At 66.2% G+C, this 11,562-nt stretch carries 10 protein-coding genes; 4 read left to right on the top strand and 6 right to left on the bottom strand.

Annotation, left to right across the window (positions count from 1 at the left end; genetic code table 11):
* Window positions 1-53: 53 nt before the first annotated feature.
* From I6F38_RS01785 to I6F38_RS01775, 3 genes are all read right to left on the bottom strand, one after another.
* Window positions 54-398, bottom strand: a complete 345-nt coding sequence (locus I6F38_RS01785) for an AzlD domain-containing protein (protein WP_092078229.1) — start codon at window positions 396-398, stop codon at window positions 54-56.
* Window positions 395-1,147: an AzlC family ABC transporter permease gene (locus I6F38_RS01780; protein WP_028336401.1), complete on the bottom strand. Its 753-nt coding sequence runs from the start codon at window positions 1,145-1,147 to the stop codon at window positions 395-397. The genes I6F38_RS01785 and I6F38_RS01780 overlap by 4 nt, the downstream gene beginning before the upstream one ends.
* Before the next feature lie 194 nt (window positions 1,148-1,341).
* Window positions 1,342-2,430 carry a lytic transglycosylase domain-containing protein gene (locus I6F38_RS01775; RefSeq protein WP_225158850.1) on the bottom strand — a complete coding sequence of 363 codons (1,089 nt, stop codon included), beginning with the start codon at window positions 2,428-2,430 and terminating at the stop codon, window positions 1,342-1,344.
* Between the two features lie 92 nt (window positions 2,431-2,522).
* On the opposite strand from I6F38_RS01775, the gene I6F38_RS01770 reads away from it, so the two are divergent.
* A complete protein-coding gene (locus I6F38_RS01770; protein ID WP_038385790.1) occupies window positions 2,523-3,458 on the top strand; it encodes a glycine/sarcosine/betaine reductase selenoprotein B family protein in 936 nt (311 codons plus the stop codon).
* 164 nt (window positions 3,459-3,622) lie between these two features.
* Here the strand turns inward: I6F38_RS01770 and I6F38_RS01765 are convergent, their stop codons facing one another.
* Together I6F38_RS01765 and I6F38_RS01760 are read right to left on the bottom strand one after the other, a co-directional pair.
* Entirely contained in the window at window positions 3,623-4,675 is a 1,053-nt protein-coding gene (locus I6F38_RS01765; protein WP_225158849.1) for a phenylacetaldoxime dehydratase family protein, read from the bottom strand.
* A gap of 87 nt (window positions 4,676-4,762) precedes the next feature.
* On the bottom strand, window positions 4,763-5,773 hold the full coding sequence (locus tag I6F38_RS01760; protein ID WP_225158848.1) for a carbon-nitrogen hydrolase family protein: 1,011 nt from the start codon (window positions 5,771-5,773) through the stop codon (window positions 4,763-4,765).
* A 207-nt stretch (window positions 5,774-5,980) separates the two neighbouring features.
* Between I6F38_RS01760 and I6F38_RS01755 the strand changes: the two genes are divergently transcribed.
* The 3 genes from I6F38_RS01755 (at window position 5,981) to I6F38_RS01745 (ending at window position 8,998) form a co-directional block, all read left to right on the top strand.
* A complete protein-coding gene (locus tag I6F38_RS01755) occupies window positions 5,981-6,937 on the top strand; it encodes a helix-turn-helix domain-containing protein (protein ID WP_225158847.1) in 957 nt (318 codons plus the stop codon).
* Window positions 6,938-7,098: 161 nt separating this feature from the next.
* The gene (locus tag I6F38_RS01750; RefSeq protein WP_225158846.1) at window positions 7,099-7,452 is read left to right on the top strand and encodes a PilZ domain-containing protein; all 354 of its coding nucleotides are present in this window, start codon (window positions 7,099-7,101) and stop codon (window positions 7,450-7,452) included.
* A 124-nt stretch (window positions 7,453-7,576) separates the two neighbouring features.
* On the top strand, window positions 7,577-8,998 hold the full coding sequence (locus tag I6F38_RS01745; protein WP_225158845.1) for an MFS transporter: 1,422 nt from the start codon (window positions 7,577-7,579) through the stop codon (window positions 8,996-8,998).
* Window positions 8,999-9,082: 84 nt separating this feature from the next.
* Here the strand turns inward: I6F38_RS01745 and clpA are convergent, their stop codons facing one another.
* Window positions 9,083-11,488, bottom strand: a complete 2,406-nt coding sequence (gene clpA, locus I6F38_RS01740; RefSeq protein WP_076834521.1) for an ATP-dependent Clp protease ATP-binding subunit ClpA — start codon at window positions 11,486-11,488, stop codon at window positions 9,083-9,085.
* Window positions 11,489-11,562 lie beyond the last annotated feature (74 nt).

Here is an 11,562-nt window from a genome sequence, read left to right as displayed (position 1 = left end):
CCCGTTGTCTTGTTCTTGGGGAGCGAGAGTAGCGGATAATGCGGACGCCGCAATCAGCCGAGCCAGTATTTGCCTGCGATCATGACGACTTCGCCCGCGATCACGCCGGCGAAGATCGATTTCCTCGCCAGCATGAACACGACAAAGCCCGCGGCGACCGCGCCGTAACGCAGCCAGTCCGGCACGCTGGCGAGCGCGCCCGGCGGCTGCACCACGATCTGCGCGATGATTCCGGCGAGGATCGCGGTGGCGACCGCCCTCACCCAGACCAAGAGTTCGGAGTTCTCGTCGATGCCGCCGCCGAACCACAGGCCGAGCATGCGCCAGATCTGGTTCGGAATGACGCCCGCGACGAACAGGATCGCCAGTGCGTGCCAGTCGCCGATAAAGGTACTCATGCGCGCGCCCCGACGATGCCTGCCCTCGCCCGGTGCACGGCATAGGCGATGGTGCCCGCGACGACCCCGCTGACCAGGATGTCGACGCCGCTGTTCAGCATCGCCGCCAGCGGGAACAGCAATAGGCCAAGCACCAGCGCGATGACATCGGCGAGCTCGCGGCAATTGCGCGCCGTGGAGAACAGGAAGGCGAGCGGCGTCAGCATCAGCATTCCGGCGGCGAACAGCGGCGTGAGGTTGGCCGCGAGCATGTACCCGATCGTGTTGGCAATCAGGCAGACCGTGACCAGCCCGCAGCCGAGCCCGTGGATGAAGGCGATCCGCCGGTTGCGCGGCACCTGCGGCAGGAAGCGGAAGCACTCGACCCACAGCGTGACGGCGGTGAGATGCGCCACCAGGATCAGATGCCGCCGCTTGGTCTGTTCGGTGCGCATCATCGGCAACACCGAGACCACCATCGGGAACAGGCGGATCGCGCTGACGGTGACCGCGATTGCCGATTGCAGCACGGTGGCGCCGGAGCCGAGTGTCGTGATCACGATGATCTGCGCAGGGCCAGCCCAGACGAACGCCGTGCTCGCCAGCGTCCAGCCCAGCGAGAAGCCGGAATCATGCGCCAGCGCGCCGATGCCGAGATAGGTCGCAAACAGCACCAGGGTCAGCACGGTCGCGCCGATCGACCGCGCGCCCCAAAGGAAGGCGCGGAACGAGGTGTGCCATTGCGGAGAATCGAGCGGAGGAAGCGCCACGGGGAACCGGATGGTTTTGCAATCGCGGCGGCTTAGGGCGCTGACAACGCAGGGTCAAGCAAGAGACGGCACAGGTCCGGTATGCGCCTCGGTAGCCCGGATGAAGCGCCAGCGAAATCCGGGGCCGCTTTTGCAACCGGCGAGAGCTGTCCCGGATTGCGCTTCGCTTCATCCGGGCTACGGGATCAAAGCAATCACGCCCTGTTCTTCAGCACGAAACACGCCCCGCCCGCCTTGCGAATGCGGTTGCATAGGCCGTCGGCCTCGGGGCGCGTGTCGGCGCCGATGCGCACCTGGTAAAAGGTCGCGCTGCCGCGGGTGCGCAGCCGCGAAGAAAGCAGGCTCGGATCCTGATCGCCGATCACGTTCGACAGCCGCTTGATGGCGCGGGCATACATCGCGAGCGCCTTGTCGCGGCTGAAGCCGGCGGCGAGCTGGACGCCCCACACCTTGGCCGCCGACAGCGTGACGTGCTGCTCGAGCCCTGCGACGAACGGGTTGGGCGCGCGCTTCAGCAACGCCATCAGCTCGCGGCAGCTCTTGGTCGGCGCGCGCTGTGGCATCTTGCCGTTGCGCCCGGCGGCGGCCCAGTCATCGACGCTAGAGCCGGTGATCGCGGAGACGTAATTGCGCGTCTCCTGCGGCACGTATCCGGAGCCGGCGAGCCAGTCCTGGACCCGGCGCGGGCCAGCATTGTAGGCCGCCGCCGCGAGGCCGAGATTGCCGAACTGGTTGCGCAGCTCACTGAGGAACTCGGCCGACTTCGGCAGCGCCTGCACCGGATTGAATGGATCGAGCAGCCCGCGCTCGTTCGCGGTGCCCGGCATGAATTGCGCGATGCCCTGCGCGCGCTGGCCGTTGCGGGTCATCGGACCAACCGCATCGGCCTGGAAGCGGCTCTCCTGCCAGATCACGCGCGCGAAGAATTCGAGCGGCAGATCGTTGGCCCGCGCCGCCGACTCGATCATCAGGCACATCGCCTCGCGGGGATCGCTCTCGCGCGCATCATCCGCGGGCTTGTCAGTTGCCGCCGCGGGCGTATCCGCCGGGGGCGCGGCAGGTTTCTCGGCCGATGGCGCGGCCTGCTCTCCCGGCGGTGGCGCAGGCGGCTCCCCCGGCGCGGCCGCAGGCTGCTCAGCGGGCTTGTCCGGGGGCGGCGCTGCCGGCTGCTCGGCGCCTCGCGGCGGCGCCGGAGCCGCGGCCGGAGCGTCCTCCGCGCCGACCCCGGCCGGCGGCACCAGCAGCACAAGCATGACCAATGCGGCGCAACGACCGGTTCGCATGGCAATTCTGTTCCCGTGCGGGCGCGGCTTGACACCGCAAGCTCGTGGTCTAGCTATGGACTGAAATGATGGCGCGCAAAAGGGAGCGCAAAATGGCCGCAGCATCCGACGATCAACTCGGCTTTGCCCCCGATGACGACGCCCCGATCGGCTATATGAAGCGAACCCGCGATTATTACGCGGCGATCGGCTACACCACCCCCTACCGCTGGGCGCATTACACCTCCGCCCCGTTCCAGCCCCTGAAGAAGCCGCTGAACCAGTCCCGGGTCGCCATCATCACGACCGCGGCGCCGTTCGATCCGGCACGGGGCGACCAGGGTCCCGGCGCGAAATACAACGGCGGGGCCAAGTTCTATGCGGTCTATGACGGCGACACGTCAAAGCAGCACGATCTGCGGATTTCGCACATCGCCTATGACCGCACCCACACCACGGCGACCGACAACGGCACCTGGTTCCCGCTGGCACAGCTGAAGCGCCTCGCCGCGGCCGGCACGATCGGCGACGTCGCGCCGCGCTTCTTCGGCGCCCCGACCAACCGCAGCCACCGCGTCACCATCGAGACCGACGCGCCCGAAATCCTCAAGCGTTGCCGTGACGACAAGGTCGACGCCGCGGTGCTGGTGCCGAACTGCCCGGTCTGCCACCAGACCGTCAGCCTGGTGGCGCGGCATCTCGAGGCCAACGGGATTTCCACGGTCGTGATGGGCTGCGCCAAGGATATCGTCGAGCATGCCGCGGTGCCGCGTTTCCTGTTCTCCGATTTCCCGCTCGGCAATTCCGCCGGCAAGCCGCAGGACGTCGCCTCGCAGGCGTTCACGCTGGAGCTGGCGCTGCGCGTGCTTGAGCAGGCGCCCGGTCCGCAGACCACCGTGCAGTCACCGCTGCGCTGGAGCGAGGATGCTTCCTGGAAGCGCGACTACAGCAACGCCGATGCGCTCAGCGCCGAGGAGCTGGCCCGCCTGCGCCGCGAGTTCGACGCGCAGAAGGAAGTCGCCAAGGGCCTGCGCGAGCGCGTGGCGTAAGGCTCGGCGCTAGACACGAGCACTTAGCCAACTCAAGGCGTCGTCGCTCGGCTCGACCGGGCGATCCGGTATTCCAGAGACATCAGTCAGTCACGGAGAAGCCGCGGCGTGCTGGCATGGCGCGAACAAGCCCGGCCATGACGGAGCAATGTTGAGGCGAGCTCTCAGGCGGATGGCGCCGCCGCGACCTGTATGGCGGTGAGCATGCCGGTCCGTTCATGGCAGCCGAGATATTCGAAGAACTGCTCGTCGGCGGCAGCCACCGTGACCTCGTGATACAGCCTGAGCTTGGCGTTCGGCCCCAAGGTCGAGAGATACTTCATCGCCGCGCCAAAAATCCTGACATGGGTCGGGTGCGATTCCGCCCAGCGCTCAAGTGCCGCAAGGCTCTTCCACCAGCTCTGGCCGTAGGACTTTTCGGTTGGCCTGCCCTCCGCATCGACAACGCGCATGTAGCGGTTCGCATAGCAGCCGATCGGCACGCCGTCGTCGCGCAGGAAATCCATGCCCTCGCGCAGCACCGGCTCGACATCGTCGAGATACATCTTGCGTTCCGCTGCCTCGGTATCGCTCCAGTCCTGTCCGGAACGGATCAGGCAGAGATTGTCATGCGCGACCACACGGATGCGTGCGCCGTCGCGGATCACGCGCGGCTCGCCGCCCGGCGTCATCGCGTCGGTCTGCGACAGCGGGATGCGGTCGCGCATGCCACCCCAATAGGCGTGCTCCTGCACCTCTCCGCTCATGCCGTCGGCAAGCACCGCGACGCCCTCCGGACGGCCGAGCGACGAGAACAGCGTCTCGTAGCGCGCAACATGCGGCCGCAGCACCTCGATGAAGCGGCCGACGCCCTCAGTGGCGCCACTGCCGGTCCAGGCCTCGCGCGCGCCGTCGAACCAGGCGTCGAAACGCCCGGCGTCGTCCCAATAGGCGACCGAGACGACGTTGGTGTAGCCGGCCTGATCGACATATTGCGCGCGGTCCCAATGCGTCGGGCCGTTCTCGCCGGCAAAGCGTTTTGCGATCGATGCCAGCGCGTCGGTCGCCGCCGCGCTCCGCTCACCGCGATATTGCACGCCGAAATAGGCCATGATCACGCGCGTGATCGCGGGCTTGTGGCGCGCAACGAAGGACGGATAAGGCGGCGCGTAATCGTCGGGCACACGCCGATGACGCGATCGGGCTGTCTGCAGATGAGAAGGAATGGCGGATTCCATGGCAGTCGCCTCCGGTTGGATGTCGCCCAAGGCATGATCCGGAAAAGTGCGAAGCGGTTTTCCGAAAAGATCATGCCCGTAGTCTGTTCAGCTCGCGGCCGCGTCGATCTCCTCAAGGCTGTCGAGCGGCAGCGCGAAATGCTCGACGCGCTTCGAGGGCTTCTTGTTCAGCAGCAGACGCGTGACATCGGGGCGCGAATAGTGCCCGGCCGGATCGGCGGCGTTCTTGGCGATCCCGATCGCGCCGAGATCGATATCGGCGAGCAGCAGGCCCTCCTGCTCGGGCGGCAGCTTCTCGGCGATCGAGCTGCCGTCCGGCCCGTAGATCGCGGCATGTCCGCCGCCGACATGCAGCAGCGCGTGCTTGTCGTCGCGGTCGCACATCTCGTCGACCATCGCCTGCGAGACCGTGGCGCAGGGCGCCAGCACGAAGCACGAGCCCTCGACCGCATAGACCCGCGAGGCCGCGTTGTTGACCTCCCAGCCGAGCGCCGGCGCGAACGGATCATACAGCGAGAAGCTCGGCCAGGCCGCGACATGGACCTGCTCGTTCTGGGCGTACATCGCGTATTTCGACAGCGGCTGCAGATGCTCCCAGCAGCACAGCGCGCCGAGCCGGCCGATGCCGGGACGGTCATGCACCGCAAGGTCGCTGCCGTCGCCCTCGCCATAGACGGTGCGCTCGGCATGGGTCGGCCGCAGCTTGCGCCGCTTCGCAATGGTCTCGCCGTCGAGCCCGATCAACCATTGCGCGAGATAGAGACTGCCGCCATCGCGCTCGGACAGGCCGAGCACCGCGGTCATGCCGGCCTTCTTCACCGCGAGCCGCAGCTTCTCGGCCTGCGGGCTGTCGTAGCTCAGCGAGTTGTCGAAATAGCGCTGCACGAAGCCGCGCCCGATCGCCCAGGCCGGCGAGTCCAGCCAGATGTACCAGGGATAGCCGGGGATGAAGGCCTCGGGAAACGCGATCAGCTTCGCTCCTTTGGCGGCGGCCTCCTCGATCAGCGCGATGGACTTGGCGATGGAGGCGTCGAGGTCGAGCCAGGCAGGTGCCGCCTGCACCACCGCAACGCGGTATTTCGGATGTTCGATGCCCATGATGTCCTCCTCGCGGCCGACGCTTGCGGCCGGTTCGTGCTTGATCGGCCATGGCGGCCTCTGACATCATGCTGCCCCGGGACCGGGCACGCCGTTCGACCAGGACGGAAGGAAAATTCGACTGCGGAGGAGATTCCCCAGCCGTCCCCGGTATGAAGCTTGCTTTGTTTTCGTGGCCAGCGTTTGCACTCGTGAAGGGAGGAAATCATGCCGGCCCTGTTCACCACGGAAGACGCGCCCACCCATCGGCGCCTTGCGCTCTGGCAGGACATCGTCTGCGACGTGTTCGTGCAGCTCGACTGCAAGTCCGATCTCGGCACCGCCTTCCACGGCGCCATCACCAGCGCGCAGCTGGGCGCGGTGAAATGCTCCGCTGTCTCGTCGAGCCAGCAACGGGTGCTGCGTACGCCGTCGCGGATCGCTCGCGCCAGCGAGGATTTTGTTCTGTTCGCCCTCGGCCGGAGTGGCGCGGGCGCCGTGCTGCAGGACGGCCGCGAGACCGTGATCCAGCCCGGCGAGTTCGCATTCTACGACACCACCCGGCCCTATGAGCTGCGCTTCAACGCCGACTTCACGCAGACCATCTTCCAGGTGCCGCGCGCCATGCTGCACCGGCGCTTTGCCGGCACCCAGGGCTTAACTGCGACCACGTTCACATCGGATCGTCCCGTGCAGCGGCTCGCCTGGCAGTTCATCGCGGGGCTCTCCGAGATCGCCGACAAGCTCGATCCTGACAACGCGATCCGCCTTGCCGACCAGGCCGCCGACCTGCTGGCGATGGCGATGAGCGAGCGACTCGGCGGCGCCGCGCTGCCCGCCTCGACCCACCGCTCCGCGCTGCTCTACCGGCTGAAGGCGCATGTGCTTGCGCATCTGCCGAACCCCGAGCTCAACCTCACCGAGACCGCCGCCGCGCTCGGCATCTCGCCGCGCTACGTCAACAGCCTTTTGGCCGACGAAGACACCTCGTTCCAGCGCTTCGTGCTGGCGCAGCGGCTGGAGCGCTGCAAGCGCGACCTCGCCTCACCGGCGCACGCGCATCGCCACATCGGCGAGATTGCATTCGCCTGGGGCTTTAACGATCTCTCGCATTTCGGCCGCGTGTTCCGCGACCACTACGGCCTGTCGCCGCGCGACTGGCGGCAAAGCCAGCTGCCGAACTAAAGCTTTTGAGGGAAGCCATAGGTCTCTTGCGGCGCAAAATAGCCGGGAATCCACGCCCTCACGGATGCAAATATTTACACTAACTGCAACGGGTTCCCCGGCGCCCTTCTTTTCGCTGGGGCGGACCGGTACAGTCGTGCCGTTCATTTGGAGGATTTCCCATGCAGGACCGGCGCCAGAACGTACGCGAGAAGGTGTTCTATGGTGCGGTTGCGGAGATCAATGGACGCGGCTCGACGATGGATTGCGTCGTCCGCAATATCAGCGAAGGCGGTGCCTGCGTTGAATTTAGCGATGCCGCGCACTTGCCCGAAGAGATGAATCTCAGCGTCGCACGCAAGGGCCGCTCGTTCCTGGCCCGCCTGATCTGGCGCCAGGCTAACAAGGTCGGCCTCGCCTTCCGGATCATGACCTCCGACACGCCGCTCAGCGATCTCGACGAGCGGGTCCGCCGCAGCGAGATCAAGAAGCGGCAGCTTCAGCGGCGCATCAATGAATTGCTCGGCCAAGGCTGAGCCATCTCGGCTCGGAGCCCTCGTTCCAGTCGCGGCCGGCATCCGGCATTCGGGGTTGCAAAGGCCGGGCTAATCCAGCATGCGGTAACCCCCGCAACGCCGGAACCGAGAGCCACTCCACGACATGTCGTCCGCGATCATTGAGCATCCCGACGGGCTGCCGCAGCCGCAGCGCAATTGGGCCATTCTCACGATCGCGCTCGGCCTCGTGATGGCCGTCGTCGACGGCTCGATCGCCAACGTTGCGCTGCCGACCATTGCCCGGGATCTGAACGCCAGCCCGGCGTTTTCGATCTGGATCGTCAACGGCTATCAATTGGCGATCACGATCTCGCTGCTACCGCTGGCCTCGCTCGGCGAAATCATCGGCTATCGCCGCGTCTATCTGGCGGGGCTGTTGCTGTTTACGCTGGCCTCGCTGTTCTGCGCGCTGTCGCACACGCTGCCGCTGCTGACGGTCGCCCGCATCCTGCAGGGGTTTGGCGCTGCCGGAATCCTCAGCGTCAACACCGCGCTGGTCCGCTTCATCTATCCGCATTCGCTGCTCGGCCGCGGCATCGGCGTCAACGCGCTGGTGGTCGCGATCTCTGCCGCGGTCGGTCCGACCATCGCCTCGTTCATCCTGGCGGTGGGGACCTGGCCGTATCTGTTCGCCATCAATGTCCCGCTCGGCATTGTCACGCTGGCGCTGGGTGGGCGCTTCCTGCCGCACACCAAGCCGGCGGTTCACGCCTTCGACTGGCAGAGCGCCGCGCTGAGCGCCATCGCGTTCGGATTCGGCATCAGCGCGATCGATAGCGCCGGCCATGGCGGGTCGCTGTATCTCTGCGCATTGGAGTTCGCGGTCGCCGCGGTCGCCTCGCATTTGCTGTACCGGCGGCAGCAGCATCTGCCCTCGCCGCTGCTGCCCGTCGACCTGCTGCGAATTCCGATCTTCGCGCTCTCGATCGGCACCTCGATCGCCTCGTTCTGCGGCCAGATGCTGGCCTTTGTCGCGATGCCGTTCTATCTGGAAAACCATTTCGGATATTCGGCGGTTCAGATCGGCCTGTTGATCACGCCGTGGCCGATCGCGGTCGCGTTCGCCGCCCCGCTCGCGGGCTGGCTGGTGGAACGCTATCCGGCCGGCCTGCTTGGCGGCATCGGCCTGCTACTGTTCGCGACGGGATTGGGCACGCTGGCCTTGATGCCGGCCAACGCGACGCCAATCGACGTGATCTGGCGCATGGCGCTCGCCGGCGCCGGCTTCGGCCTGTTCCAGACCCCGAACAACCGCACCATGATCGCCGCCGCCCCGCGCGAGCGCTCGGGCGGCGCCAGCGGCATGCTAGGGACCGCGCGCCTGCTCGGACAGACCATCGGCGCCGCTCTGGTGGCGATGCTGCTGGCGCGCTATCCGGCTGACGGCACCCGGATCTCGCTGATGGTCGGCGTCGGCTTTGCCGTGGTGGGGGCTGTGCTCAGCACGCTCCGGCTGTCCTCCGCCGGCAGCCGCGGCGCCGACCGGGTGCGGGTCCAGGAGGGTCAGCGGCTGAAGGGCGAGTGAAGGCGCGGAGACGCGCCGCCCACCGCCAGAAACAAAAAGGCCGGCTGTTCAGCCGGCCTTTTCGTTTGGTTGTTCGCTCGCGCCTCAGACCTTGACCATCGGCCCCTTTGAGGCCGGCCCCTTGGTGCCGCCTCCGCCACCATTGGGACCACCCTTCGGCGGCTTGCGCTTGCGCGGCGGCAGGTTCTCGGGCTTCGGCGTGACCGGGCCCTCGACATATTCGAACCCGATCTTGTCCTTGGCGGTCGCCTCGTCCTTGACCAGGATGACGCGGACGTGTCCGCCGCCCTTGAGCTGACCGAACAGCACCTCATCCGCGAGCGGCTTCTTGATGTGTTCCTGGATGATGCGCGCCATCGGACGTGCGCCCATCTGCTCGTCATAGCCGTGCTCGATCAGCCAGGCCTTTGCAGGCTCGGACAGCTCGATCGTGACGTCGCGGTCGGCGAGTTGCGCCTCGAGCTGCAGCACGAACTTCTCGACCACCATGCCGATCACCTCGGCATTGAGGTGCGAGAACGAGACGATCGCATCCAGCCGGTTGCGGAACTCCGGCGCGAACTGGCGATTGATCGCCTCGTGATCGTCGCCTTCCCGCTTCGAGCGGGTGAAGCCGAAGGCCTGCCGCGCAAGATCGGCCGCGCCGGCATTCGTGGTCATGATCAGGATCACGTTGCGGAAGTTGACCTGCTTGCCGTTGTGGTCGGTGAGCCGGCCATGATCCATGATCTGCAGCAGCACGTTGTAGAGATCCGGGTGCGCCTTCTCGATTTCGTCGAGCAGCACGACACAATGCGGATGCTGGTCCACGCCATCGGTGAGCAGGCCGCCCTGGTCGAAGCCGACATAGCCGGGAGGCGCGCCGATCAGGCGCGACACGGTGTGCCGCTCCATGTATTCGGACATGTCGAAGCGCAGCAGCTCGACACCGAGCGACGCCGCCAGTTGCTTGGCCACCTCGGTCTTGCCGACGCCGGTCGGACCCGAGAACAAATAGCTGCCGATCGGCTTCTCCGGCTCGCGCAGGCCGGCTCGCGCCAGCTTGATCGACGCCGCCAGCGACTCGATCGCCTTGTCCTGGCCGAACACCGTGCGCTTCAGGGTCTGCTCGAGATGCTTCAGCACCTCGGCATCGTCCTTCGACACGCTCTTCGGCGGGATCCGCGCCATGGTCGCGATCGTGGTCTCGATCTCCTTGATGCCGATCGTCTTCTTGCGCTTGCTCTCGGCGACCAGCATCTGCGCCGCGCCGGACTCGTCGATCACGTCGATCGCCTTGTCGGGCAGCTTGCGGTCGTGGATGTAGCGCGACGACAGCTGCACCGCCGCCTCGATCGCCTCATTGGTGTATTTCAGCCGATGGTAATCCTCGAAATAGGGCTTCAGGCCCTTGAGGATCGCTATCGCGTCTTCCACCGTCGGCTCGTTGACGTCGATCTTCTGGAAGCGCCGCACCAATGCGCGATCCTTCTCGAAGTGCTGACGGTACTCCTTGTACGTGGTCGAGCCCATGCAGCGGATCGTGCCCGAGGCCAGCGCCGGCTTCAGCAGATTGGACGCATCCATCGCGCCGCCGGAGGTGGCGCCGGCGCCGATCACGGTGTGGATCTCGTCGATGAACAGGATGGCGTTCGGATGCGCCTCCAGCTCCTTCAGGACCTGCTTGAGCCGCTCCTCGAAATCACCGCGATAGCGGGTGCCCGCAAGCAGCGTGCCCATGTCGAGCGAGAACACGGTCGCGGCCGCCAGCACTTCCGGCACATCGCTGTCGACGATGCGCTTGGCGAGGCCTTCGGCGATCGCGGTCTTGCCGACGCCGGCTTCGCCGACGAACAGCGGGTTGTTCTTCTGGCGGCGGCACAGCACCTGGATCGCACGGTTGATCTCGGCATTGCGGCCGATCACCGGATCGATCTTGCCGTCGCGCGCCTTCTTGTTGAGGTTGACGCAATAGGTCTCGAGCGCCTCGCCCTTCTTCTTGGCGTCCTCGTTGCCCTTGGTCTCGGTTTCCTCGTCGACGCCGCGCACCGGCCGCGCCTCGGACACGCCGGGCCGCTTGGCGATGCCGTGGCTGATGTAGTTGACGGCGTCGTAGCGCGTCATGTCCTGCTCCTGCAGGAAGTACGCGGCATGGCTCTCGCGCTCGGCGAAGATCGCGATCAGGACGTTGGCGCCGGTCACTTCCTCGCGACCGGACGACTGGACGTGAATCACCGCGCGCTGGATCACGCGCTGGAACCCGGCGGTCGGCTTCGCGTCATCGGCGCCGTCAGTCACCAGGTTTTCGAATTCGGTCTCGAGATAATTAACGAGGCTGGTCCTGAGCTTGTCGAGATCGACGCTGCAGGCCCGCATCACAGCCGCCGCATCCGAGTCATCGATCAGCGACAGCAGCAGATGTTCGAGCGTCGCGTATTGATGGTGACGCTCGTTTGCGATCGCCAATGCACGGTGCAGCGACTGTTCAAGGCTTTGGGAAAAAGTTGGCATTCGCGTCCTCTATGGCCCCCTGCCATCATGATCGCCATTACCGGGTCAGGCAATAACAACCTTCGTGATCGCCT

Origin of the sequence: Bradyrhizobium sp. BRP56, assembly GCF_020194035.1 — a bacterium.
Taxonomy (GTDB): domain Bacteria; phylum Pseudomonadota; class Alphaproteobacteria; order Rhizobiales; family Xanthobacteraceae; genus Bradyrhizobium; species Bradyrhizobium australafricanum.
This window is presented reverse-complemented; position numbering and strand designations above follow the sequence as displayed.

Excerpts from the sequence above, each read along its gene's own strand:
- I6F38_RS01785 (WP_092078229.1), bottom strand. The coding sequence starts at position 398 with ATGAGTACCTTTATCGGCGACTGGCACGCACTGGCGATCCTGTTCGTC.
- I6F38_RS01775 (WP_225158850.1), bottom strand. The coding sequence starts at position 2,430 with ATGCGAACCGGTCGTTGCGCCGCATTGGTCATGCTTGTGCTGCTGGTG.
- I6F38_RS01770 (WP_038385790.1), top strand. The coding sequence starts at position 2,523 with ATGGCCGCAGCATCCGACGATCAACTCGGCTTTGCCCCCGATGACGAC.
- I6F38_RS01765 (WP_225158849.1), bottom strand. The coding sequence starts at position 4,675 with ATGGAATCCGCCATTCCTTCTCATCTGCAGACAGCCCGATCGCGTCAT.
- I6F38_RS01760 (WP_225158848.1), bottom strand. The coding sequence starts at position 5,773 with ATGGGCATCGAACATCCGAAATACCGCGTTGCGGTGGTGCAGGCGGCA.
- I6F38_RS01755 (WP_225158847.1), top strand. The coding sequence starts at position 5,981 with ATGCCGGCCCTGTTCACCACGGAAGACGCGCCCACCCATCGGCGCCTT.
- I6F38_RS01750 (WP_225158846.1), top strand. The coding sequence starts at position 7,099 with ATGCAGGACCGGCGCCAGAACGTACGCGAGAAGGTGTTCTATGGTGCG.
- I6F38_RS01745 (WP_225158845.1), top strand. The coding sequence starts at position 7,577 with ATGTCGTCCGCGATCATTGAGCATCCCGACGGGCTGCCGCAGCCGCAG.
- clpA (WP_076834521.1), bottom strand. The coding sequence starts at position 11,488 with ATGCCAACTTTTTCCCAAAGCCTTGAACAGTCGCTGCACCGTGCATTG.